The following is a 23,876-nucleotide window of genomic DNA, read 5'->3' as shown; positions in this document are numbered from 1 at the left end:
TAATGCACCATAAATCCGTTTTTCAACAGCTTTAGTAGATATGTCTAAAAGTGCCGCAATTTCCTTAAAGCGTTTTCCTTCAACTCTATTCATTAAAAAAGCAACACGTTGTGCTTCAGTTAAATTTGCTATAGCATTTTGCAGTTTTTGATGATACTCCTTTTCTTGCATTATAAATTCTGGCGATTCATTAGTGGAGTGTTTCTGCGGTGTTTTTTCGTGTTTTAGCACAACCTTCTGGTGTGCAACAGCATTTAACATTAAGTTATTTGCAGTTGTAAACAAAAAACTTTTTGCTTTTTCTGGTGAAACTTTGCCGCAATTTTGCCAAAGTTTAATAAAAGCTTCCTGTACTTTATCTTTAGGATTTAGATGCTCACCAAATTTGTAATACAAAAAATCGTGCAAGTTTTTTGAGTGCTTTTTGTACAAACGCTCAAATAAGTGCTCTTCGCAAATATGATCTTGGATGGGTTGGCTCATAATTATCGCTCTGCAAATTATAAATAAATTTTATATAGCCTAGGTAGGAAAAATAAAACTATTATTGTTATATAATAAAAACCATAATGCTCCAATGATATGAAAGTGAAAATCAACAAGTTGTTATTATTTTCTTTTTTTGTGTTTTTAACATTTTTTGCTTGTCAAGAAGAAGCATCAGATGTTAATAATCCAGAAGACCAAGAAGTTATACAGCCAGACTCTCAGTTAGCAAGGGCTATGTCTTATGTTACAGCAAATGATGGATCTTACGATAATATTTTAGATAATTCTGATTGTTTTTCAATTGAATTACCTGTCACTATAATAGTTGGTGATGTAACAATTGTAATTGAAACTATAGAAAATATAGAGGGTTTAGAAGAGATGTTTGAAATGTATGAAGATGATGAAGATTTTTTAGATTTTGTTTTTCCGATTACAATAATTTTTAATGATTATACAGAGGTTATTATAGAAAACCAAGATCAACTCGAAGATTTTATAGAAGATTGTGAAATTGAAGAGAATGAAGTTGTTGAGTGTGTAGATTTTGTATATCCTATTTCATTTTCAGTATTTAATTCAAGCTTTAATATAGTAGATACTGTTACAATAGAAAGTGATGAGGCTTTATTTAGCTTTTTAGAAAACCTTGAAGAAGAAGAGAATATCTTAATTGTAAGTTTAAATTACCCAGTAACATTAGAGTATGTCAATGGTGCAACTATAGAGGTGAATTCTAATCAAGAATTAGCAGAGGCTATAGAAACCGCTGAAGAAGATTGTGAAGATAATGGAGAAGATCAATGCGAAGTTGAGGATGTTGAAATGTATTTGCAGGAATGTTATTGGATTGTAGAAACGTATAATGGAGATGACCATCTGCAAAATTTTGCTTTTCATTTCTTAGAAGATGGAACTATAAATGTGATAAATGGAGTTACAGCACAATATATTGATGGGAATTGGAATACGTCCATAAGTAATGAAGGTTATGTAGAAATTGTAATTTCAGATTTAGATGAAATTGAAGAGATGAACGGAAGTTGGATTGTGTATGAATGTGATGAAGACGAATTAGTTCTTAAACAAGAAATAGATGGGCAATTAGTTGTAGTTGAGTTAGAACAAGAATGTGAAGATGATTTAGACTGTACAGCACAAGAAATAGCCCTTAACTTACAAGAATGTAAATGGTGGATGGGGACAAGTTTGTTAAGTCCAAATTATAGTGGTCCATTGTTTTTTTATGAAGACGGAATAGTAAATGTTGGTTATGATAACGGAAATCAGCTAACAGGAACATGGGAAATTGTATTAGGTAATACAGGTGTGTTTCTAATTTTAGATTTACCAGGTAATTATGAAGCTATATCTGTAGAATGGAGAGTTGTAGAGTGTGAAGAGGATAGGATAACATTTGTTTTTGATGAAGAAGAGTTGGTGCTAGAACAAGAGTGTGAAGTACAAGAAGATGAAGTTTTTGATTGCTTTGAAGATTTTGAATTAGTAGAATGTTTAGGTGAAAATAATGAAGCAGAATTTAACCTTAGCGCAAATACTATAGGCTTAATAGATTGTCAATATAATTTTACACCATCTTTTCATGTTAGTTTAGCAGATGCAGAAGCCAATGTTAGTGCAATTATACAGACAGAATCATATTGGTCAGTATCAGGAGAAGTTTATTTGAGAATAGAATCAGATAGTGGAAATTTTGAAATCTTTACAGTATATCTCAACACAGAAGAATGTAATTATTTTGAGTGTTTTGGTAATTACGATCTTACGGTCTGTGATCAGGAAGATGGAGTCGCAGATGGATTTGGAGTTTTTGATCTAAATCTTATTTTCGATAATTGCCCTAATGATGATGTAGTCTATTATTTTTATTCAACAATAGTTGATGCTGAGACAGAAGTTGATGCTTTGCTTAGTCCTTTTGTTAATACAATTGCTTACCAACAAACTATTTACTCTAGAGTTGCTCTGGCTGGAAATCCAAATGTTTACGAGATTTTCTCACACACTTTAATTGTAGAAGATTGTTCTGTGAGTTGCTCAGAAGAAGATGTAGATGGGTTTTTAGTAGAGTGTATTTGGAATGCTGTAAACTACAATGGTAGTGATAATTTAATGAATTGGAATTTTGATTTTGAACCGAATAGCCAAATTGTAGTGATTTACAATGATACCTCTACAATAGATGCAACATGGTCAACATCGCAATCAGATGATGGTGTTGTGGTAACATTTTCTAATATTTCTGGGCCAAACATTCAGGCTATAATAGGTGATTGGTTGGTTGTTGAATGCGAAGAAGATCGTTTGCAATTACATAGAGGAGATGATATTTTGGTTTTAGAACAAAACTGTGAATAATATATAACGAACCACTTATTAGTTGGTAATTTAGTAAGTTTAAGTTGGTGAAAAGAGCTGCCGTCCGCTGGGTAGCTCTTTTCTTTTTTTAGCGAAACATAATTTTTAAAAGCTTGTAAGCATATTAAAATTGTTAGGTAATTAATTCTGCTAAAGGGTAGAATCTTTTTGATTTTGAATTCAGAATCATATAAAGTATTCGTTTATCTCTTGTAAATTCTTAAATTTGCAACTTCAAAAAGAGATAAAGATTATGTTTAATAATTTAAGTGATAAGTTAGATAAAGCGTTACACGTACTTAAAGGTCATGGTAGTATTACAGAAGTTAATGTTGCCGAAACATTAAAAGAAGTAAGACGTGCGCTTTTAGATGCCGATGTTAACTTTAAAATTGCTAAAGAATTTACTAAAAAAGTAAAAGAAAAAGCAATAGGTCAAAATGTATTAACGACACTTCAGCCAGGTCAGTTAATGGTTAAGATCGTTAAAGACGAGTTAACTGAGCTTATGGGAGGTGATGCAGAAGGAATTAATCTTTCAGGAAATCCATCTGTAGTTTTAATGTCTGGTTTACAGGGTTCTGGTAAAACAACGTTTTCTGGTAAACTTGCTAACTATCTTAAAAATAAAAAAACAAAAAAACCTTTATTAGTAGCCTGTGACGTGTATCGTCCTGCTGCGATAGATCAGCTTCATGTTGTAGGAGATCAAATCAATGTTGAGGTTTATAGTGATAAAGGAAATAATGATCCGGTTGCTATTGCACAAGCAGGTATAGCTCATGCAAAGGCTAATGGCCATAATGTGGTAATTATAGATACTGCTGGTCGTTTGGCTGTTGATGAAGCTATGATGACCGAAATTTCTAATATCCATAAAGCTATTCAGCCACAAGAAACCTTGTTTGTTGTGGATTCTATGACAGGTCAAGATGCTGTAAATACTGCAAAAGCCTTCAATGATATTTTAAATTTTGATGGTGTTATTCTTACCAAATTAGATGGTGATACCAGAGGTGGTGCTGCTATATCTATTAAATCGGTAGTTAATAAGCCAATTAAGTTTATTGGTACTGGTGAAAAGATGGAAGCCATAGACGTATTCTACCCATCTCGTATGGCAGATCGTATTTTGGGAATGGGTGATGTGGTGTCTCTTGTTGAGCGTGCTCAAGAACAATTTGATGAAGAAGAAGCACGAAAACTTCAAAAGAAAATTGCAAAAAACCAGTTTGGGTTTGATGATTTCTTAAAGCAGATTCAACAAATCAAGAAAATGGGTAACATGAAGGATTTAATAGGTATGATTCCTGGTGCTGGTAAAATGATGAAAGGCATAGATATAGATGATGATGCGTTTAAAGGTATTGAAGCAATTATTCATTCTATGACACCAGCAGAGCGTGCTAACCCTTCTATAATTAATGCAAGTCGTAAAAAACGTATAGGAAAAGGTTCAGGAACATCTGTGCAAGAAGTTAACCAGTTGCTAAAACAGTTTACTCAAATGAGTAAAATGATGAAGATGATGCAAGGCGGAGGCGGTAAGCGCATGATGCAAGCTATGAAAAATATGCCAAGGTAAGTAATTAGCAGTTTGGCAGTCGTCAGTTGGCAGTCAAAAAAGAACAACAAAATTATAATTACTGCAGACTCAATACTGCAGACTCAATACTGAATTATGACAATACTAGACGGAAGAAAAACAAGTAAGGATATAAAAGAGGAAATAAAAGCCGAAGTTGATAAAATGAAGGCTAATGGCGAAAAAGTGCCTCACCTTGCAGCTGTTATTGTAGGTAATGACGGAGCGAGTTTAACTTATGTAGGAAGTAAAGTAAGAGCTTGTGAACGTGTTGGTTTTGAATCTACAATGGTGCGTCTACCTAATACAACTAGCGAAATTGAATTGTTAGATACTATTGAAGAATTAAATAATAATGATGATATAGATGGTTTTATTATTCAGTTACCTCTTCCACCACAAATAAATACTCAAAAAGTTTTAATGGCTGTACATCCAGATAAAGATGTTGATGGTTTTCATCCTACTAATTTTGGTAAAATGTCATTAGATATGTCTACTTTCATACCAGCAACACCATTTGGTATTTTAGAGCTTATTGATCGTTATGGAGTAGAAACTAAAGGAAAGCATACTGTTGTTATTGGTCGTTCTCATATTGTTGGTCGCCCAATGAGTATTTTAATGGGACGTAAAGGGTTTCCTGGTAATTCTACAGTAACTCTAACGCATAGCCATACTAAAAATATTACTCAAATTACATCACAAGCAGATATAGTGATTTCGGCTTTGGGTATACCTAATTTCTTAAAGGCTGAAATGGTTAAGGACGATGCTGTTATTATTGATGTTGGTATTACTCGTGTTCCTGATGATTCTGAAAAAGGCTATCATATTACAGGTGATGTTGATTTTGAAAATGTGAGTAAAAAAGCAAGTTTTATTACTCCTGTTCCTGGTGGAGTAGGTCCTATGACTATTGCCATGCTTCTAAAGAATACTCTAATAGCTAGAGAACGCCATAGAAAAAATAGAGGTTAATTAACCTCTAAAGGGTTTGCAGATAAAGTCTGGATAGAATTATTTAGCGACGTTATTCCAAATGTCTAGATAAATTTTCCAATCATCATTAACTTTTTTCCAAACGATAAGGTATTTGCCTTGCCAAGACACTTCTTTTTTATCTTTGGTTAATGTTTTGCCTTCGTAATAGCCATAATCGTATGCAGTGTCATTTTCAATATGTATTTCATCTGGAGTGACTTTGTGATATAGAACGTCCACACCTTCCGGAATGGTCCAATACGATGATAAATCATTTTTGCCAGACATTATTTTTCTGTTGTTAGGAAATATCTTTCCGTCTTCGGTATACATGTTTACCAAGGCATTAATATCTCCATCCATATAAGCTTTTGAAAACGCTAGTGTGTTTTTCTTTATAACACCTATATCTGAATCATTGTTAGTGTTCTTTTTACAATCAATTTTCCATGTCGGAAATACAACTTTTTCTGTTTTGTCAACCCATTCCCCAACCCACTTGTAGCCTAAATCACTAATATCGTAGAATGTTAATCGGTAAAAGCCTTCCATGCCATTTGGTGCTTTTTGGTCACGATATAACACAATATTTCCGTTGTCTTTTTTTTCTCCTTCCCAAGTTGGTAATGATGTTGAAGGTAGATTAGATGAATAGTAATGTACATACCATTTACTACTGTCTGCAATAAACTGACGAATACTGCCAGAGTGTTTTCCATCTGCTTTTATGGTTTCGTCTTGCACAGCCATACCATTCATTATGTACTTCCATTCCCAGGTCATATCTACAGGTTCTGCCCAAGTTTGATCTTGTTTTCTGGTAACAGACTTGCAATTACATTTTCCTATTAAACCTTCAAAATCTTTGATTTGTTCTGGTGCTTCAGGATTTGGTAATCCATAAGGATTAGTGTCTGAAATCGAATAATCATTCTGTGAAAAACTAAATGCTGAAATAAAAAAGACAAGTGTAATGATTAATTTCATAGTAGTTGTGTAATTGGTTAGTATTTTTAAAGTTAAAAACCAATCAGTCAACTATGTTGTTAATTAGCATATAATTAACGTCTGCTTTTTCTTTGACGCTTATGATTTGGGTCGAAAGTTTTTTTAGAGTCGCTTATAAGTTCGCTTAGTGTTTTAAACTCTTCTTTGCTAAGTTCGCGATATTTTCCAATAGGAGTATCTAGCTTTATATTCATTATACGAACACGTTTTAGAGTCTGTACTTCGTAGTTTAAATAATCGCACATACGACGTATTTGGCGATTTAAACCCTGAGTTAAAACAATGCTAAAGGTATATTTATCTACTTTTTTAACGTTGCATTTTTTGGTACGTTGTTTCAGTTCTTCAATATAAATACCGCCTGCCATTCGCTCTATAAAAGTTTGGGAAATGGGTTTATCTACAGTAACAATATATTCTTTTTCATGATTGTTGCTTGCACGAAGAATTTTGTTAACGATATCTCCATCATCTGTTAAGAGGATTAAACCTTCACTTGGTTTGTCTAAACGGCCAATAGGAAAAATGCGTTTAGGATAATTGATGTAATCAATAATGTTGTCTTTTTCAACTCGAGTATCTGTAGTACATACAATACCTACGGGTTTATTGAAAGCTAAATAAACAAAGTCTTGTTTTCGTTCGCCAATAATTTCACCATCAACTTTTACAATATCATTAGTAGCTACTTTTGTGCCCATTTCTGGTACAGCATCGTTTATTGTAACACGACCAGCATCAATTAAGCGGTCAGCTTCGCGACGAGAGCAGTAACCAGCTTCGCTGAGATATTTATTAAGGCGTTTTAAATCTTCTGACATAGGGCAAAAATACAATAAAGTCTTTTAGGACTTTGGTAATAACAATGACATTTCATTAAAAATAACATCATCTAAATGTCCCATTTTCTTTTCGTTTTTAGTGATAAGATGCATGTGTAAAAAGGAATCGTGATGCGTAAAAACACCTTGGTGCTGTGTTGAGAAAAAGCCAATTATTTCTGTGTTTTCATTCTCTAATGTATAGTTAGTTTGTCCTTGGTGTGCTTCTTTTGGTGAAGAAACTCTAGTTTCTTTTGGTAAATTTTGAATATGAATTATAGCCTTTGAAACACTGCCTTCTAGTTTAAATGCAAACGGTCGTTTTTTATCTTTAGTTTTACTGTCAATAAAAGCTTCTAGTTCTTTTATAGATTTTACAGAACTTGGCAGTTTGATTTTGTTCCAGTCATTGACATTAGCATACACAAAAAATGGTGCTTTAGCGTTTTTAATTTCTTTTACAGTCATTGTAGAGTCTGTAAGTACTCGAGAGACATAAGTTTTTCCGTTATTGATAACTATTTCACCACGTAAATAAGCTTCAGGGCCAAGACCGTAAAGTCCTTTTTTAGGATTAATAGTGTCTAATTGTATTTTTCCGTACAACTCGCCTTTCCACATCACGTCTTTCATTGCAGCAACACTAACAACATCTGAATAAGTAATGTTTTGCTGTTCTTCCTTATTTGATTTGCAATTAAAACAAATAAGAGCTAAAAGGATGAAAACTAGTTTGTTATTTAGCATAATTAGTAACTACCGATTTATAAACTCAATAATTTTAGGTGTCAATGATGTGTCTTTTAAACCATGACCAAAACCTTGTGTTTCTATGAGCTCAGAATTTTTATAGCGATTAGCAAAAAGAAGTGCGTCTTCAAAAGGAATGATTTTGTCTTTTCTATCGTGAATAATTAATCCTTTTGCTTCAATTAATTTTGTGAAATTTGCTGCTGAAAAGTAATCTACAGGTTTTCCAAATCGTTCTAAAACTATGTTGTCTAATCCGTTAGAAATCCGTTTGTTGTAGCCCATCATAGATTTATATCTTGTAAATACACCTGTAAAATGTGCAGGCGCTCCCAATAATATCATTTTTTTTACTGAAGCTAATTGGTAATTGTGCATAAAAAATACTGTTGCCATTCCGCCTACAGAGTGTCCTATTATGGCTTCAGGTTTAAATTTTTGTGCAACAACATTAATAAATTCAGAATATAAAACAGCATTAAATAGTTTACCATCAGAGCTACCATGAGCTGGAGCGTCTAAGGCTATAATATTGTAATCTTGAGCTTTTAAGTCTTCTAAAATATATTGCCAACGCGAAACATTACTTTCCCAGCCATGGGCTAACAAAACTGTTTTTCCGTTGCCTTGCCAGTGGTAGGTAGCAATTTTTAGATTATCGTAAGTGAGCTCTTTAAATAATGCAGAGCTTACCAGTTTTTTTTGATTTTCTGTATAGCGTCCTTTACGTGGTGAAGCAAATAAATTTAAAGCTTTTTTAGAAGCGTATTTAGAAGAAATTATGCTCGTTGCATTTAATGCTCTACCTATTGATTTTATTACTAAAGTACTCATGCGTTTAATCTTCTTAGTTTTCTTAATACCTTCACTCTACCAATGCACCATAAAGAATTTAATTTTAGCCTGATCTGGAATTTGAATAGCATCAATACTAGCATCCATATCAAACCTTAATCCACTAGGTAATTCTTTTTTATCAATAGTAAAAGAGGCATTAATTTCATTAACTGATACAACAATGGTATTAATTAAATTATGAATTTTTGAAATTTTATAAGCTTCTTTAATATCCTTAAAAGTACTTAGTTTAGAGATGTTCTTTTTGGTTTTGTAGCGCTCGTCAATAATTCTTACACTTGAAATAAGAGAGGTAGAATCTAAAGCTTCTTTAGGTGATAAATCCAAAAGTTTTTTGCCGCCTTTCTCAAAAACTTCAATAGTATTAACAGAGCCGGTAAACTCATCGCCAGCAATGTATCGTACTACGGAATCGTTAATAAAAACAGCATCAAGGTCTTTAACTTTGGTAGAATCTGTAAGTAAACCAATATGATGTTTTTCAACTAAAAAAGGATTAGACGCTTTATCTGTATTGCAACTAGTTATAAGTATTGCACAAGTTATGAGTGCAAAAAAAATGTTTTTCATGTGTTTGTTTTTACTGAATAATTTTCAGAACCTCAAAACGTAGATATTCTGAATGTGATTTTGATTTAGGGTTAAATTATTTAAGCATTTTGGTTAAAATTCCTAAAACACTTCTAATTACAGTTGGGCTAGAAAGTACCTTTACAATAGGGTTTTGTCTATTACTACGTCTTCTAGAGCTAGATTTTCTTTTGCTTTCCGCTTTTTTAAGAGCCTCTTTTTCTTCTTTTGCTTTCCGTTTTGCTTCTTCAGCTTCAGCTTGTTCAATTTTTTTATTTAGCATTTCATAAGCACTCTCTCTATCAACCTCTTGATTGTATTTTTTTGCTAATTGAGACTGTGCTAATAAGTTACTAAGCTCACTTTCGGTTAAAATATCCATTCGGCTCATAGGAGCTCGCATCATAGTAGCTGCTAATGGTGTTGGTTTTCCTTTTTCGTCTAACGCAGAAACTAATGCTTCTCCAATTCCTAAAGAAGTTAAAACATCAGCAGTATCATAGTATTCAGTATCTGGATAATTTTGAGCTGTTAATTTAATAGCTTTTCTGTCTTTTGCTGTAAAAGCTCTTAAGGCATGTTGCACTTTTAAGCCTAATTGCCCAAGAACAGCTTCAGGAACATCAGTAGGGTTTTGAGTTACAAAATATAAGCCAACACCTTTACTACGTATAAGTTTAACAATGCTTTCTATCTGATTTAACAAAGCATCTGAGGCTTCGTTAAAAATTAAATGTGCCTCATCGATAAACATAACCAGTTCTGGTCTTCCACTATCTCCTTGTTCTGGAAATGTAGAATAGATTTCTGCCAATAAGCTTAACATAAAGGTCGAAAACAATTTAGGCTTATCTTGTATGTCTGTTAATCTTATTATATTGATATAACCACGACCATTTTCATCTATTCGTAATAAATCTTGTGTGTCAAAAGAGGTTTCTCCAAAGAACAAATCACCACCTTGTTGTTCAATCTCTATAAGCTTTCTTAAGATGGCACCTGTTGAAGCTGTTGAAATACGACCATAAGCTTCTTCAAATTCCTTTTTGCCTTCGTTAGTTGCGTATTGCAACATCTTCTTAAAGTCCTTTAAGTCTAGAAGAGGCAATTTATTATCATCGCAATATTTAAATATTACTGAAATAATACCTGCTTGGGTTTCGGTAACACCTAAAATTCTAGAAATTAAGACAGGGCCAAATTCACTTATAGTGGCACGTAATCTTACTCCGTCTTGTTCTGAAAGTGTCATGATTTCAACAGGAAAAGATTTAGCATCAAAAGGTAAGCCTATTTTTTGATGACGTTCATCGATTTTTGGATGTCCAGGACTAGGTTTTGCTAAGCCACTTAAATCTCCTTTTATATCCATTAATAAAACAGGAACTCCTTTTTCTGATAAGTTTTCTGCTAAAATTTGTAAAGTTTTGGTTTTTCCTGTACCTGTAGCACCAGCAATTAATCCATGACGATTCATGGTTTTTAGTGGTACATTTACATAAGCATTGGTTTTTGTTTCTCCATCTAACATTGCAGCACCTAGAGTGATAAAGTCGCCTTTAAAAGTGTTGCCTTCGGTGATATCATGTATGAATTTTTCAGAATTACTCATCGGTCAAAAAATTTGCATAAAAATAGTGTAATTTTAAGATAGTATAAAATTGAATTCATCTATTGAAGGTGCTTATATTGCTACTTTAGCAGTACTAACAGGGGAATACTGAAGACTTATTGATATATTTGCTAGCTATGACAAAAAGAGAAAAACAAAAATTGATAGATGAAGGATTACTTCTGCCTTTAATGGAAGAGTTTTATACCATTCAGGGAGAAGGCTATCATAAAGGAACAGCGGCTTATTTTGTAAGGATTGGAGGTTGTGATGTAGGTTGTCATTGGTGCGATGTTAAAGAAAGTTGGCTCCCAGAATTGCATCCTGCAACAGAAACAATTAAAATTGTTGAAAATGCAGTAAAGTATAGCGATATTATTGTAGTGACAGGTGGTGAACCTTTAACATGGAATATGGAGCCCTTAACAGAGCAACTAAAGGCTAAAGGTGTGCAAACACATATTGAAACTTCTGGAGCTTATAAGTTAACAGGGCAGTGGGATTGGATATGCTTATCACCTAAGAAAGTAAAATTACCTACCGAAGAAATTTATCAAAAAGCACACGAGCTTAAATGTATTGTTTACAACAAAGATGATTTTAAGTTTGCCGAAGAACAGGCTGCAAAAGTAAATAAAGATTGCATTTTGTATTTACAACCAGAATGGAGTAAGCGTGAAAAAATGATACCTCAAATAGTTGATTATGTTATGGTAAACCCTAAATGGAAAGTGTCTCTACAAACACACAAATATTTAAATATTCCTTAATAATTTAAAATTACGCCTAAGATTTATTATATTCCTATTATTATTTAGCTTGTTTTAACAAGCTCTAAGTACTTAAGAAACCCTAATTAATTACTTAAAAACCCTATAAAATGATCTTTGAAAATGTTAAAAACTATCGTGGCGAAGCGTGGAAAATAATCGCGTTTCCCGAAGAGGACAGTATCCTTCCAACAGAAATAATTTATATTTCTAATTATGGAAGATTAGTGAAATTAATTGATGACGAACCTAAAATTTACAAGCCTTACCTTCTTAATAAATATCCTCATATTAAGGTAAAAACTACAGAGAGGAAATTGTATCGAGGTTATATGAAGTATAAATACAAAGGCTATTATCTTCATAAGTTGGTTGCGCAAACTTTTTTAGAACAGCCAGAAGATGCTGTTTATGTTATTCATTTAGATTATGATAAGCTTAATAATGAGGCTAGAAATCTAAAATGGGCAACTAAGAGAGAAAAGGAATTGCATCAATGGGAAAACCCTGTTTTTATTGCGTCTAAAGAAAACCAAAAGCGGCCTTATTCGAAGCTTACAGAAAACAATGTAAGACTTATTAAAAAAATGCTAAATGATCCTAACCGTCGTACACGGTTAAAAATTATTGCTAAACGATTTGGAATTTCAACCATGCAATTACAGCGTATTAAAACAGGTGAAAATTGGGGTGATATTCCTTCACTTTAAATTTGTTAAAAGAAAGAAAAGCCTAGTTATGTTTAAATATAACTAGGCTTTTTATAAAGGAGGCTTTAATTAAAAGTGTTATTTTTTAAAAGGGACTGCAACTCTAACAGTTCCCCAACCCATGTGCATATGTATGCCGTCATCAGACTTTTTAAATGCAATAGAGAAAGCTTCTAGTGATTTGCTTCCTTCACTTGTTGGTACAGTTATTCTAGCTACATCATTTTTTTCATCGTAAAAGTAACTTCCCCAAACATTAAGGTCTGTGCTTACAATAATTGTCCATTCCTTCTCACCTGGAATTGCATAAACAGTGTATGTGCCTTTTTCAATTTTTGTTCCGTTTAATTCCATGTCAGTGTATACATTAAGTTCAGCAGCTTCGTTTGCGCCAAGTCTCCATACTTTTCCTGGTTTAGCCAAATCATAAACCTCTCTACCTTTTAATTGAGGCCTACTGTAAACAATCTTAATCAGTTTGTTAGATTCTTTGTAATTGCTAGGGTAAGAAGAAGCATCCATAGGGCTTTTATCTAATTCTGAAAATTTTTGAGCTTCAGCATTAAAAGATAGAAGCAATGTAAAAGCAAAAGCAATGGCTGAAATTAGTCGTGTTGTTTTCATGTTTTTTGATTTTTAGTTGTAGTAAAATTAGTTTTTAATTGATCTAACGGTCGAAAATAAATCCTAAAGTTTACAGATTAAAAGTTAAATAGAAGAATAGAGGTGGTTTAAGTTTTAATATCAAGATAATTAAAGGTTTTAAGTTTTAAATTAAAATCATTATAGCATTTGTTGTTAATAATATAAAAGCTTATAGTCATATTTGTATCGTAATTAATAATAAAAATAAATAGTTATGTGCGGAATAGTATGTGCGTTTGATGTGAAGCAAAAGTCAGAAATATTAAGACCTCAGATTTTAGAAATGGCAAAAACCATTCGTCATCGCGGACCAGATTGGAGTGGTATATATAGCGATGATAAAGTTATTATGGCTCACGAGCGCTTAGCAATTGTGGATCCAGCTTCTGGAAAACAGCCTTTATTTAGTGAAGATAAAAATCTCATTTTGGCAGCAAACGGAGAGATTTATAACCATAGAGCATTGAGAGCACAATTTTCAGATTATGAGTTTCAGACTAAAAGTGATTGTGAAGTTATTCTTGCGCTTTATAAAGAAAAAGGGTCTCACTTTCTAGATGATTTGAATGGTATTTTTGGTTTCGCTATTTATAATGTTGAAAAAGATGAATATTTTATTGCTCGAGATCATATGGGAATTATTCCTTTGTATATGGGTTGGGACAAGCATGGTACTTTTTATGTGGCTTCAGAATTAAAAGCACTTGAAGGGGTTTGTACAAAAATAGAGTTGTTTCCTCCTGGTCATTATATGAGTAGTGAAGATGAAAAGTTGGTAAAGTGGTACAAGCGAGATTGGGAAGATTACGATGCTGTAAAAGATAGTGAAACCAGTGTTACTGAGGTAAGGCAAGCGCTAGAAGATGCTGTGTATAGGCAATTAATGAGTGATGTGCCTTATGGAGTATTGTTGTCTGGTGGCTTAGATTCTTCGGTCACTTCTGCTATTGCAAAAAAATATTCGCAACGTCGTATTGAGGCAGATGATAAAGAACAGGCTTGGTGGCCACAGTTGCATAGTTTTTCGGTTGGATTAGAAGGTTCGCCAGATTTAGTAGCTGCAAAAAAAGTGGCAGATCATATTGGTACAGTTCATCACGAAATAAAGTTCACTATACAAGAAGGTTTAGATGCTATTAAAGATGTTATTTATCAGCTTGAGACTTATGACATAACAACTATTAGGGCAAGTACACCAATGTATTTAATGGCAAGGGTTATCAAATCTATGGGAATTAAAATGGTGCTATCTGGCGAAGGTGCTGATGAATTATTTGGAGGTTATTTATATTTTCATAAAGCGCCTAACGCTCAGGAATTTCATGAGGAAACTGTACGTAAATTAAATAAGTTACATATGTATGATTGTTTAAGGGCTAATAAAAGTTTAGCGGCTTGGGGAATTGAAGGGCGTGTACCATTTTTAGATAAAGAGTTTGTAGATGTTGCTATGCGTATTAATCCAAATGATAAAATGATTAGTAGTGAACGTATGGAAAAATGGATAATACGTAAAGCGTTTGAAGATATGTTGCCCGAAAGTGTGGTTTGGAGACAAAAGGAGCAGTTTAGCGATGGAGTAGGTTACAGTTGGATAGATACCTTAAAAACGTTGGTTGATGAGAAAATAAGTGATGAACAAATGGCAAATGCACATTTCCGTTTTCCGATACAGACACCTCAAAACAAAGAAGAATATTATTACAGAACCATTTTTGAAACTCACTTTCCAAGTGATACAGCTGCTTTAAGCGTGCCACAAGAACCAAGTGTAGCATGCAGTACTAAAATTGCTTTAGAGTGGGATGAAGCTTTTAAGGAAATGAATGATCCTTCAGGTAGAGCTGTAGCTAAAGTACATGAAGATGCTTATTAATTAAGAAAAACTCTTTTTTTGATTTATGTCATAAGCATTGATGTTTTCGCTCTATATATTCGAAAAAAAATAGAGATGAGATACATTGCTTTCTTAATCATTATAGGATTTGTTTTTTCTTGCAATAAAGATGAAACAACACGATCTGATGTTTATAAATTACAACACAAAGGATTACCTGCTCCTAACTTACCTTCTGATAATATTTTAACTCATGATGGAGTAGAATTGGGAAGACGTTTGTTTTATGAAAAAGCATTAAGCTTAGATAACACAATATCGTGTGCTTCATGTCATATTCAAGAATTTGCGTTTGGTGATCCTAATAGATTTTCAATTGGAGTAAATGGTCTACTTGGTAATAGGCAAGCAATGGGTGTGATTAATTTAGCTTGGAATGATAATGAGTTTTTTTGGGATGGTCGCGCTCATCTACTTAGAGATCAGGCTGTATTACCAATACAAGACCCTTTAGAGATGCAGGAAACAATTGAAAATGTAATTCAAAAATTAGGACAATTAGATTATATAAATCGTTTTAATGATGTATTTGGTTCAGAAGATATTACTGAAGAGCGTATAGGTTTAGCTTTAGAGCAATTTATGATTACTTTGGTTTCTAATAATAGTAAGTATGATAAAGTTCAGGCAGGTGAGGCTACTTTTTCTCCATCAGAAGAACGAGGAAGAAAATTGTTTTTTGACCCAGTTAATCCAACAGATCCACAAAACTCAGGAGCTTTTTGTGTAAAATGTCATGGTGGACCAAATTTTGCTAATAATCAGTATATGAACAATGGGTTGGATTTAGATGAGGACATTCTTGATCCAGGAAGATATAATGTAACTCAAAATATAAATGATACTGGTGCCTTTAGAGTTCCTACACTTCGAAATATAGAATTAACCGCTCCTTATATGCACGATGGACGATTTGAAACACTTGAGCAAGTTGTAGATCATTATAATAATGGCGTGCAGCAATCTGCTGGTACTGATTTAGGACTTGTATTTATTCAAAATGGAGGAGGCTTACAACTAACTCAGCAAGAAAAGAGCGATTTAGTAGCTTTTCTTAAAACACTAACAGATCCAACTTTTATTAATAACCCTAAGTATAGTGATCCTTTTTAGAAGAAATAAACTATTTCATTACAAATTAGTTTCATTTATTTATTAAACGAACGCAATAATATGTGTTTCGATTAGAGGCGAATTGAAAGATTCGTCTTTTTGTTTTAAAGCGTGAGAGCTTGCTTAAATGCTCTAACATGTGTTTGAAACCCTTATAAACACTATATTTGACATATAGGTGACATTTAAATGGCGTGAGAAAAACGAGCGTAGCACTATACATTTGTACCAACAAAATTATAGAACATGAAAAAGCAATCATTAAAGGAGAACTTAGTGTATCAACGCAAGTTAAAAGGGTATACCCAAGCCGAACTTTCAGATAAAACTACAGTTGGTGTGCGTACAATTCAACGTATAGAAAAAGGCGAAGTGGAGCCACATTTGCAAACCGTAAAATTATTAGCTGCAGGATTGGATGTAGAGGTTGAAGATTTAATCGTCTTAGATGATCCTAAAGAAGAAAAAATTCAAAGAAAATGGATGTTACTTATTCATGCCTCGCCATTTTTTGGCTTAATTATTCCATTTGCTAATATCTTAATTCCATTATTTGTATGGATTAGTAAAGCAGATGATAGTAAAGTTTATGATACACATGGTAGAACTGTGGTTAACTTTCATATGTCTATCACCTTATATTTTATACTGAGTTTGTTGATCTTTTTTATCCTTCCTGGGTTTAATTTCTTTATTACAGGTTTTATCGTTTTATTTAGTATCATCGTTACCGTTAGAAATATCATGTCTGCTCTAGAGCATGGCACCTGTAAGTATCCTTTAGCAATTCCTTTCTTAAAGCCAAAAGCGGCATAACCTTTTTTTAAATATCATATTATGTTAGGATTATTAGTCATTATAGTAGTCTCATGGTTGCTATTGCATTTTATTGAGAAAAAGAATATTGAAGTATTAGGTATTGTGCCTAATGTAAATAGAGTTATTCAGTTTGTAATTGGGTTTATAGCTATTGTAGTTATCATATTGGTTAACATTTATATAGAGACGATACTTTTGAAAGTGGAGTGGCAGTCCAAATCTATAAATTACAGTGTTGTTTTTGATGCTTTCGTATATCATATCAGGTCTGCGTTAACTGAGGATTTGGTGTTTAGAGGTGCAATACTTTATATTTTAATTCAAAGAATTGGCGCCACAAAAGCCATTTGGGTTTCTGCTATTGTATTTGGTGTGTACCATTGGTTCTCTTATGGTATTATTGGTGAGCGCATTATTCTTCTAGCCTATGTGCTTTTGGTAACTGGATTTACAGGCTATGTTTGGGCATATAGTTTTTATAAAACCAAATCCATAATGTTGGGACTTGGGTTTCACTTGGGTGTAAATTTTATAAATGCATGCTTTTTTGAATCACAACCTTATGGAGAACTTATCTTTCAAGAAATGTCTAGAATAGATGTGAAAGATTGGGATTGGCTTTACTTTAATCTATTTAAAGGTTTATTTCCTTCAACCATGATGCTAGTGGTTGTAAAGCTATTGCTGAAGACAAAACTGTATTCACAATCAGAAATCAATCATCATGAAAGCGCTATTTAAAACCTATCCAAAAGCGTCAAGATTTGTATTGGCACTTATACTTTTCGTTTTAGTATTATTTATAAGTGGATTGACTAATAAAGGATTTATAAAAGAATATATACCTTATGTATCACCTGTACTGTTGTTCGTGGTGACTTGGTTGCTCTATAAAACCGAAGGAAAGACATTAGCATCTATTGGATTAAATTTTAGTTTAAAGAACCTTTGGTTTTTACCACTTGGAGTTGGCATTGGTATGGTGGCTTTATTTGGAGCGACCTATTTAAAAGCATTGTATCTGGGTGAAAGCTTTGAGATGGCAAGTTCAATAGACTATTCAACATTATTGTTAGCCTTCTATTTTATTTTACCTCAAGTAGCTACTGAAGAATTTTTATTTAGAGGTTACTTGTTTAAGAAAACGATTGAAGTGTCTAATGTCATTGTAGCCAATATTATCTTTTCAATTTTGTTTATGCTAATTCATGTTTTAGACGAAAATGTACTGCAACAAAGAGGTTTGATAATTCTGCTTGTGGTATCTATTCCTGTTGGTCATTTGTTATTTGCAACTGCCTTATTAAAGTCTAAAACCTTATGGTTTCCGATAGGGTTACATCTGGGGAATAATTGGGCAACACGGCATTTGATAAGTAATACTAATGACAGTAATAGTATATTTTATCTGACTGAGATAAACACCTTTGAAACTTGGACGCCTTTTATTATGTTTTTAGTGATTTTTAATGGCTTTTTCTTGGTAGTGACTTACGTAATTTGGAAGTGGGATAACATTATCCTTTTATTTAAGTAATAACTCTAGGTTTAAGTTGAATTTAAAGCTGTTTGAATGTTTTTTATTAACTAAACAAGAGGCTAGATTTTACTCTAGTCTCTTGTTTTAACTAACTAATATATTGGTTAATAGCTATTCTTTTATAAAGCGTTTGGTAACAAAAGAATTTTCAATTTTAAATTTGATGAAATAGATTCCAGAAGATAAATTGCTGGTTTTAATACTTGAGTTAGGGTTATCTATTCTTTTAATATTTTTTCCGCTTATGTCATAGATAACTATAGTATTTATAATTAATTCGGTTGAAATTAATAATTCATCATTTACAGGAACTGGATAAAGTTTAATGTTTTTTGGAGAAATAGTTAAATTGTCTAATCCTAGAGTGTTTTCAACAGTTACCATAACAGTTATGCTTTGAGAATTTCCATAGGTATCTGTAGCTGTTAGCTCTACTGGGAAAGTGCCTACTTCTGTAAATGTATCTACGTCTATACTTAGTGTAAAGTTACAGTTGTCAAAAGAACCGTTGTCTATATCGTTTGCCGTAATAGAAACAGAAGGATTTCCGTTTAGATTTATAGTTATATCTTGACCAATAGCGGTAGGATCAATATTGTCTTCAATAGTTACAGTTGCAGTGTTGCTTTCTGAATTTCCACTTTGGTCAGTTACTGTTAATGTTACTGTATTTGCTCCTAAATCTGCACAGGTAAAATTAGAAACGTCAAGACTTCTAGAAGCAATGCTACAATTATCAGTAGAGTTGTTGTCTATTTGGTTAGTGGTTATAGAAGCAACTCCATTAGCGTCTAGTTGTACAGTTATGTTTTGCGTATTAACAGTAGGATCAATATTGTCTTCAATAGTTACAGTAGCGGTGCTACTTCCAGAATTTCCACTTTGATCAGTTACTGTTAGAGTTACTGTATTTGCACCTAAATCTGCACAAGTAAAAGAAGAGATATCAATGTTTTGAGAATTAATAGTACAATTATCTGTAGAGTTATTGTCTATTTGGTTTGCAGTAATAGAAGCGTCTCCATTAGCATCTAACTGTACAGTTATGTTTTGCGTATTAACAGTTGGATTTGTGTTGTCTTCTACAGTAACTGTAGCGGTAGGTGCATTGATGCTGCTATTACCACTTTGATCAATTGCTGTAAGTGTAACGGTGTTGACTCCAAGGTTAGAGCAATCAAAACTTGAAATATCTAATGAGAAATTAGTTACACCACAATTGTCAGTAGAGCCACCATCAATTTGAGAACCTGTTAAGGTTGCATTTCCGTTTGCATCTAAATCAATAGTAATATCTGTAGCCACTGCAACAGGATTTATAAGGTCTACAACATTTATATCAACATCTTGAGAGCTTACTTTATTTTCTGCATCTGTAGCGGTTATGGTTACTGAGTTTACGCCAAGATTAGCGCAAGTGTAATCAAATTGTAGTTGATTTAGTTCAACAGATACTAAATCACAATCATCATAAGTACCATTATCCACATCAGCTAAAGTGATTGATGCTTGCCCATTGATATCTAAAGCTGCGGTAATATTAGGGAAAACAACAATGGTTGGGTTGGCATTATCAAAAACTTCAACATCGAGTCCGTAATCATATAAAGACCACGTACCATCTGAGTTTTGAAGCCTTAAATAGAAATCATGAAAATCACATGTTACATTATTAGTTTCTAAACCAATGGTATATTCATTAGGATTTCCTGTGGCTACAATTGTAGTTGACGTGCCATTACCAAAACCAGGATCAGTGTCGTAAAAATATTCAGCACCTGTTATTGTTGGAGTCGTTAAAATTGTATCGTCTTCAGCATAAAAAATACGTTTTTCATATAAACTCCATACTCCCAAATCATCTTGAGTTCTTATGTAAAGGTGATTAAATCCCTCAGGTAAATCAACAGGAATTGGGATGATTTGTGTTAAATCTCCTGTGTTGGCATCAGCCACTAAAGTTGTACCATTACCAAAACCAGGATCTGTGTTAAAAAAGTATTCAATGTTTGCGATATTACTTGCGCTAGAAATTGGTGTAAAATCTGTAACATAGAATATGCGTTTTTCATAGAGGCTCCATTCTCCTAAGTCATCTAGAGTTCTTATGTATAGGCTATTGAATCCAGTGATTGTTCCAAGTGGAATTGCAAATGATTGTGTAATAGAGCCAGAATTAGAGTTTATAGTTAAAGGTGTGTTATTTCCAAATCCGAGATCAGTATTAAAAAAATATTCAGCAGAAACAATTTCAGTTGCACTTGTGGGTGTCATAAAATCTGTAATATAAAGCTGCCTTTTTTCATATAAGGTCCAGGTGTTTGAGTTATCTTGAGTTCTTATGTATAGACTATTAAAGCCTGTTAGAGATCCTGTTGGTATAGTCAATGTTTGAGTCAAATTTCCAGAATTTGCATTTGGAGTAATTGATGTAGCATTGCCAAAACCAGGGTCAGTGTTAAAGAAATATTCAATATCAATAATAGACTGACTAAACCCTAAAAAACTAAAACAGCCACATAAGAGCATTATGATGTGCGTTTTCATAGGATTAGATTTAGTTGGTTTTTGCTTCAATTGTTACATTCAACGTTCCGTTTTTGGCAATAGTTGGATCGTATGATAATACTTTAACACTAGGGTATCCTGTTGGAAGACCTAAATTTATAAATTTGTAGCCTTCGTAAAGTCCATCGTTATTTACAGGTGAAGCACCTTGTAATGTTAAATCATCATTTAGCGGATCATAATTGGTTTGTGTTCCTGCAATAGATGCTGGTGTTCCTGGTGTTACATTAGTGAATAACGGGTTTGTGTTTTCTTGTACATTAGCATTAATAGTAATGTAAGTGTCTGTTTCAAAGTTATACGTATAAGTATTGTTGTAGTTGTAAGTAACGCAATCATCTATTTGAATGGTATTTGTGCCATTTCTGTTTAATGTAACCGTTCTGTCTGCGCTAGCATTTAAAACAAAAATGCAATTACTTATGTTTAATAATGAATTTGTTGTAGCGTAATTGTTAATGCTCATATTACCTGTGTTACCCATTACATTGTAACTAAAGAATAAAGTGTCTACCATATAAAAGGAAATACTACCGCTAAAAAATAAATTATTAGTAATAGTTACATTAGATGAATTTTGAGACAATGTGAATGTGCTTCTAAATACATTGCCTTGTAAAAGCAGGTTTGTAAAAGTATGAGTGCTTCCAAGTCCAAAGGAATTGATGTCATTATCTAAAAACGAAAGTCCATCTATAGTTGTTGAACTTCCTGTTTGATTTAAAGCATTGATATCACAGCCTCTTACTGTAGCATTGCTAGCTCCATTACTTATGCTCATAGTGCCAATTGTAGTTGTATAACCATTATCTGAATGAGATCTGCCAATAATAGTTAAGTCTTTATTTAAAGTAACATTACCATATGTTGTTGGTGAATGTTGCACATATAAAATGTCACCAGCAGAAGCTGCGTTTATGGCAGATTGTAAGTCGGTAAAATCTGCTGATACATCAGGGTTATTATTAACAATATGTATTGTTTGTGCTAATAGAAACCAAGGTGTTAAAAGCAAAAAAAAGACTAAGGGCTTTTTGAAAAGAAGAATAAAATTTTTCATAATTAATAGTTTTTAAATTATTGATTAATAGCGACATAAATATTTAAAAAGCGCAAAGCTTACTATTAATTAAGTTCAAAATAGATGATCGTAGAGCTTAGAATGTTAATCTCTTGTGTGCAAAACTTGTTGGTTATTAAAAAAGTAGAGATTACTATAAAGATATCTTTGAGAGATTTTTTGTAAGTCCAGATTCTTTAATATGTCAATTATATGGACTTCTTAAGATGTGCTTTTTTAAACTCTAATGGTGTTTGTCCAGTTTCTTTTTTAAATACACCAAAAAAAGACGATCTAGAGTTAAAGCCAGCTTCTAAGCCAATTGAAACAATAGTGTAATTCGAAAACTCAGGATTAGATAGATATGTTTTGGCTTCCTCTATTCTATAAAGGTGTACATAGTTAGAAAAACTAGTGTTAAGCTCTTTGTGTATAAGACGAGATAAATAGCTAGAGCTTAAATTAAGCTTGTTAGCAACAGTTTCTAAAGATAAATTTGGGTTTAAGTAGTATTTTTCATGCTTCATTAAAAGCTCTAATTCCGCAATGTGTCCATTCTTTTTTTCATTACTATTTAAGTTAGTAATAGATGTAGATAATGTTCTTAGTTTTTTTCTTTCTATAATGATTCCATATTTATAAATGCCAATATGTCCTAACAAATAAATTATAGTTGCAATACCAATCCATAAAAGGTAAAAGTTTGGTTTATCATTTTCAATAAAGATGTTTCTGTATGTAAAATGCGCCCAAATACATGTAAATATTAAAATAAAACTTAATATGAATTTTAACCAATTTAAGTCTAATCTAATGTGTTCTTTATTAAACTCTTTTAGTGTTTTTTTATAATCAAATATTAATTTAAAAGACAGGTAGATAAGAACAAACGAAAAAATAACAGAGAAGATTTCATTTGTTTGAATTGTAATAGTAAAAGCTGAGTTTAAACTATCATTGCTAATATTAAAACAGTAGAGTAATCTAAAAATTAAGGTCAATGCTAAGAAAAAAGTAAACGGAATTAACAAAAGTTTTTTTTTACCTAAAGGTTTGTTGTAAAATAGATACGTTGATATGTAATAATAGATAAGAACAGGAATTAATGAGGCAGTAGGAAGGTAGATGTATTTATACATATTCCATAGCGAAATAACACCTATATCAGCTAAAATATATTGCAGGTTACCTAGAGAATAAATAAAAATAAGAGCAGTTAAAATAAGTGTGCTTTTAGATTTATATTTCTTTGAACTGAGCACTATAATGGTGAAAATAATACCTTGTATAATGCCAGTAATAATAATGGTATTAAATAAATTAAAGGTCATTTGGTTGGTATGTAACTAAAGATAATGATAAATTTTGTTATTTTAACAATTTGCTGATTTTATATCTTTTATGATAGTTTTATGAGCTATTGTTTTAATTATAAGATTGTGATTAAAATTAAAGTCATATTTAAATCTTTGAGTACTTATTAATAAAATTAATAAAGCATTTTAAGCTTATATGCTGCGTTTTTTGTGAATTTTAATTTTTTAATCCAGAAGAAATAAGGGGGGAATTTAATTTAAGATGCTTTTTAAGCGTTTTAAGGTGTTTTTTGTGAATTTGTTAAATGTTGATAAGTAAAAGATAAATCTATTAAAAGGCTTAAAAACGGCTAATAAAAAGAGTATATTTGTAAGTGTAAGA

The 23,876-nt window shown here is 32.4% G+C and carries 21 protein-coding genes; 10 read left to right on the top strand and 11 right to left on the bottom strand.

Going from position 1 to position 23,876, the window contains the following annotated elements; genetic code table 11:
- The coding region (locus N4A42_RS13275) for a sigma-70 family RNA polymerase sigma factor (protein WP_294074912.1) at positions 1 to 483 on the bottom strand (483 nt) is incomplete at its 3' end.
- 99 nt (positions 484 to 582) lie between these two features.
- Here N4A42_RS13275 and N4A42_RS13270 point away from each other — a divergent pair.
- The 3 genes from N4A42_RS13270 (at position 583) to N4A42_RS13260 (ending at position 5,434) form a co-directional block, all read left to right on the top strand.
- Positions 583 to 2,868: a hypothetical protein gene (locus tag N4A42_RS13270; RefSeq protein ID WP_294074909.1), complete on the top strand. Its 2,286-nt coding sequence runs from the start codon at positions 583 to 585 to the stop codon at positions 2,866 to 2,868.
- Positions 2,869 to 3,121: 253 nt separating this feature from the next.
- Complete coding sequence (gene ffh, locus N4A42_RS13265) at positions 3,122 to 4,453, top strand: signal recognition particle protein (RefSeq protein ID WP_294074906.1); 1,332 nt, start codon at positions 3,122 to 3,124, stop codon at positions 4,451 to 4,453.
- Positions 4,454 to 4,549: 96 nt separating this feature from the next.
- Complete coding sequence (locus N4A42_RS13260; RefSeq protein ID WP_294074904.1) at positions 4,550 to 5,434, top strand: bifunctional 5,10-methylenetetrahydrofolate dehydrogenase/5,10-methenyltetrahydrofolate cyclohydrolase; 885 nt, start codon at positions 4,550 to 4,552, stop codon at positions 5,432 to 5,434.
- Between the two features lie 39 nt (positions 5,435 to 5,473).
- Here N4A42_RS13260 and N4A42_RS13255 read toward each other — a convergent pair whose 3' ends face one another.
- The 6 genes from N4A42_RS13255 to N4A42_RS13230 all read right to left on the bottom strand — a co-directional run bounded on the left by N4A42_RS13255 (position 5,474) and on the right by N4A42_RS13230 (position 11,056).
- Positions 5,474 to 6,424, bottom strand: coding sequence for a nuclear transport factor 2 family protein (locus N4A42_RS13255; protein ID WP_294074902.1), 951 nt, complete (start codon positions 6,422 to 6,424; stop codon positions 5,474 to 5,476).
- Positions 6,425 to 6,498: 74 nt separating this feature from the next.
- The gene (gene rluF, locus N4A42_RS13250) at positions 6,499 to 7,266 is read right to left on the bottom strand and encodes a 23S rRNA pseudouridine(2604) synthase RluF (protein WP_294074899.1); all 768 of its coding nucleotides are present in this window, start codon (positions 7,264 to 7,266) and stop codon (positions 6,499 to 6,501) included.
- Positions 7,267 to 7,290: 24 nt separating this feature from the next.
- Complete coding sequence (locus N4A42_RS13245; protein ID WP_294074896.1) at positions 7,291 to 8,013, bottom strand: acetolactate decarboxylase; 723 nt, start codon at positions 8,011 to 8,013, stop codon at positions 7,291 to 7,293.
- A 9-nt stretch (positions 8,014 to 8,022) separates the two neighbouring features.
- Positions 8,023 to 8,850: an alpha/beta hydrolase gene (locus N4A42_RS13240; protein ID WP_294074894.1), complete on the bottom strand. Its 828-nt coding sequence runs from the start codon at positions 8,848 to 8,850 to the stop codon at positions 8,023 to 8,025.
- Between the two features lie 36 nt (positions 8,851 to 8,886).
- Complete coding sequence (locus tag N4A42_RS13235) at positions 8,887 to 9,444, bottom strand: hypothetical protein (RefSeq protein WP_294074891.1); 558 nt, start codon at positions 9,442 to 9,444, stop codon at positions 8,887 to 8,889.
- 76 nt (positions 9,445 to 9,520) lie between these two features.
- Positions 9,521 to 11,056, bottom strand: coding sequence for a helicase HerA-like domain-containing protein (locus tag N4A42_RS13230; protein ID WP_294074889.1), 1,536 nt, complete (start codon positions 11,054 to 11,056; stop codon positions 9,521 to 9,523).
- A 137-nt stretch (positions 11,057 to 11,193) separates the two neighbouring features.
- Between N4A42_RS13230 and N4A42_RS13225 the strand changes: the two genes are divergently transcribed.
- Together N4A42_RS13225 and N4A42_RS13220 are read left to right on the top strand one after the other, a co-directional pair.
- Positions 11,194 to 11,826: a 7-carboxy-7-deazaguanine synthase QueE gene (locus tag N4A42_RS13225; RefSeq protein WP_294074886.1), complete on the top strand. Its 633-nt coding sequence runs from the start codon at positions 11,194 to 11,196 to the stop codon at positions 11,824 to 11,826.
- 110 nt (positions 11,827 to 11,936) lie between these two features.
- Positions 11,937 to 12,536, top strand: a complete 600-nt coding sequence (locus tag N4A42_RS13220; RefSeq protein ID WP_294074883.1) for an HNH endonuclease — start codon at positions 11,937 to 11,939, stop codon at positions 12,534 to 12,536.
- 78 nt (positions 12,537 to 12,614) lie between these two features.
- Here N4A42_RS13220 and N4A42_RS13215 read toward each other — a convergent pair whose 3' ends face one another.
- Positions 12,615 to 13,160, bottom strand: coding sequence for a DUF2911 domain-containing protein (locus N4A42_RS13215; protein ID WP_294074880.1), 546 nt, complete (start codon positions 13,158 to 13,160; stop codon positions 12,615 to 12,617).
- Positions 13,161 to 13,395: 235 nt separating this feature from the next.
- Here N4A42_RS13215 and asnB point away from each other — a divergent pair, with 235 nt between their 5' ends.
- The 5 genes from asnB to N4A42_RS13190 all read left to right on the top strand — a co-directional run bounded on the left by asnB (position 13,396) and on the right by N4A42_RS13190 (position 18,547).
- Positions 13,396 to 15,057, top strand: coding sequence for an asparagine synthase B (gene asnB / locus N4A42_RS13210; RefSeq protein WP_294074877.1), 1,662 nt, complete (start codon positions 13,396 to 13,398; stop codon positions 15,055 to 15,057).
- A gap of 75 nt (positions 15,058 to 15,132) precedes the next feature.
- Complete coding sequence (locus N4A42_RS13205) at positions 15,133 to 16,191, top strand: cytochrome c peroxidase (protein WP_294074874.1); 1,059 nt, start codon at positions 15,133 to 15,135, stop codon at positions 16,189 to 16,191.
- Positions 16,192 to 16,437: 246 nt separating this feature from the next.
- Positions 16,438 to 17,007 (top strand): helix-turn-helix domain-containing protein, encoded by a 570-nt coding sequence (locus tag N4A42_RS13200; protein ID WP_294074872.1) that lies wholly within the window; start codon positions 16,438 to 16,440, stop codon positions 17,005 to 17,007.
- Between the two features lie 21 nt (positions 17,008 to 17,028).
- On the top strand, positions 17,029 to 17,751 hold the full coding sequence (locus N4A42_RS13195; protein ID WP_294074866.1) for a CPBP family intramembrane glutamic endopeptidase: 723 nt from the start codon (positions 17,029 to 17,031) through the stop codon (positions 17,749 to 17,751).
- Complete coding sequence (locus N4A42_RS13190; RefSeq protein WP_294074859.1) at positions 17,735 to 18,547, top strand: type II CAAX endopeptidase family protein; 813 nt, start codon at positions 17,735 to 17,737, stop codon at positions 18,545 to 18,547. The genes N4A42_RS13195 and N4A42_RS13190 overlap by 17 nt, the downstream gene beginning before the upstream one ends.
- 114 nt (positions 18,548 to 18,661) lie before the next feature.
- On the opposite strand, the gene N4A42_RS13185 is transcribed toward N4A42_RS13190, so the two are convergent.
- The 3 genes from N4A42_RS13185 to N4A42_RS13175 all read right to left on the bottom strand — a co-directional run bounded on the left by N4A42_RS13185 (position 18,662) and on the right by N4A42_RS13175 (position 23,509).
- Positions 18,662 to 21,097, bottom strand: coding sequence for a T9SS type A sorting domain-containing protein (locus tag N4A42_RS13185; RefSeq protein ID WP_294074856.1), 2,436 nt, complete (start codon positions 21,095 to 21,097; stop codon positions 18,662 to 18,664).
- Between the two features lie 10 nt (positions 21,098 to 21,107).
- Complete coding sequence (locus N4A42_RS13180; protein ID WP_294074852.1) at positions 21,108 to 22,178, bottom strand: hypothetical protein; 1,071 nt, start codon at positions 22,176 to 22,178, stop codon at positions 21,108 to 21,110.
- A 209-nt stretch (positions 22,179 to 22,387) separates the two neighbouring features.
- Positions 22,388 to 23,509 (bottom strand): AraC family transcriptional regulator, encoded by a 1,122-nt coding sequence (locus N4A42_RS13175; protein ID WP_294074849.1) that lies wholly within the window; start codon positions 23,507 to 23,509, stop codon positions 22,388 to 22,390.
- Positions 23,510 to 23,876: the final 367 nt, after the last annotated feature.

Origin of the sequence: Winogradskyella sp. (assembly GCF_025210595.1) — a bacterium.
In the GTDB taxonomy this organism is placed as follows: Bacteria; Bacteroidota; Bacteroidia; order Flavobacteriales; family Flavobacteriaceae; genus Winogradskyella.
Note: the sequence above shows the minus strand (reverse complement) of the source record. Positions and strands in the feature narration are given on the sequence as shown.

What these genes read in the sequence shown, in the direction of transcription:
- rluF (WP_294074899.1), bottom strand. Translation starts at nt 7,266, where the DNA reads ATGTCAGAAGATTTAAAACGCCTTAATAAATATCTCAGCGAAGCTGGT.
- N4A42_RS13240 (WP_294074894.1), bottom strand. Translation starts at nt 8,850, where the DNA reads ATGAGTACTTTAGTAATAAAATCAATAGGTAGAGCATTAAATGCAACG.
- N4A42_RS13225 (WP_294074886.1), top strand. Translation starts at nt 11,194, where the DNA reads ATGACAAAAAGAGAAAAACAAAAATTGATAGATGAAGGATTACTTCTG.
- N4A42_RS13175 (WP_294074849.1), bottom strand. Translation starts at nt 23,509, where the DNA reads ATGACCTTTAATTTATTTAATACCATTATTATTACTGGCATTATACAA.
- N4A42_RS13195 (WP_294074866.1), top strand. Translation starts at nt 17,029, where the DNA reads ATGTTAGGATTATTAGTCATTATAGTAGTCTCATGGTTGCTATTGCAT.
- N4A42_RS13260 (WP_294074904.1), top strand. Translation starts at nt 4,550, where the DNA reads ATGACAATACTAGACGGAAGAAAAACAAGTAAGGATATAAAAGAGGAA.
- N4A42_RS13215 (WP_294074880.1), bottom strand. Translation starts at nt 13,160, where the DNA reads ATGAAAACAACACGACTAATTTCAGCCATTGCTTTTGCTTTTACATTG.
- N4A42_RS13220 (WP_294074883.1), top strand. Translation starts at nt 11,937, where the DNA reads ATGATCTTTGAAAATGTTAAAAACTATCGTGGCGAAGCGTGGAAAATA.
- N4A42_RS13270 (WP_294074909.1), top strand. Translation starts at nt 583, where the DNA reads ATGAAAGTGAAAATCAACAAGTTGTTATTATTTTCTTTTTTTGTGTTT.
- N4A42_RS13230 (WP_294074889.1), bottom strand. Translation starts at nt 11,056, where the DNA reads ATGAGTAATTCTGAAAAATTCATACATGATATCACCGAAGGCAACACT.
- N4A42_RS13235 (WP_294074891.1), bottom strand. Translation starts at nt 9,444, where the DNA reads ATGAAAAACATTTTTTTTGCACTCATAACTTGTGCAATACTTATAACT.
- asnB (WP_294074877.1), top strand. Translation starts at nt 13,396, where the DNA reads ATGTGCGGAATAGTATGTGCGTTTGATGTGAAGCAAAAGTCAGAAATA.
- N4A42_RS13205 (WP_294074874.1), top strand. Translation starts at nt 15,133, where the DNA reads ATGAGATACATTGCTTTCTTAATCATTATAGGATTTGTTTTTTCTTGC.
- N4A42_RS13200 (WP_294074872.1), top strand. Translation starts at nt 16,438, where the DNA reads ATGAAAAAGCAATCATTAAAGGAGAACTTAGTGTATCAACGCAAGTTA.
- N4A42_RS13255 (WP_294074902.1), bottom strand. Translation starts at nt 6,424, where the DNA reads ATGAAATTAATCATTACACTTGTCTTTTTTATTTCAGCATTTAGTTTT.
- N4A42_RS13185 (WP_294074856.1), bottom strand. Translation starts at nt 21,097, where the DNA reads ATGAAAACGCACATCATAATGCTCTTATGTGGCTGTTTTAGTTTTTTA.
- N4A42_RS13180 (WP_294074852.1), bottom strand. Translation starts at nt 22,178, where the DNA reads ATGAAAAATTTTATTCTTCTTTTCAAAAAGCCCTTAGTCTTTTTTTTG.
- ffh (WP_294074906.1), top strand. Translation starts at nt 3,122, where the DNA reads ATGTTTAATAATTTAAGTGATAAGTTAGATAAAGCGTTACACGTACTT.
- N4A42_RS13190 (WP_294074859.1), top strand. Translation starts at nt 17,735, where the DNA reads ATGAAAGCGCTATTTAAAACCTATCCAAAAGCGTCAAGATTTGTATTG.
- N4A42_RS13245 (WP_294074896.1), bottom strand. Translation starts at nt 8,013, where the DNA reads ATGCTAAATAACAAACTAGTTTTCATCCTTTTAGCTCTTATTTGTTTT.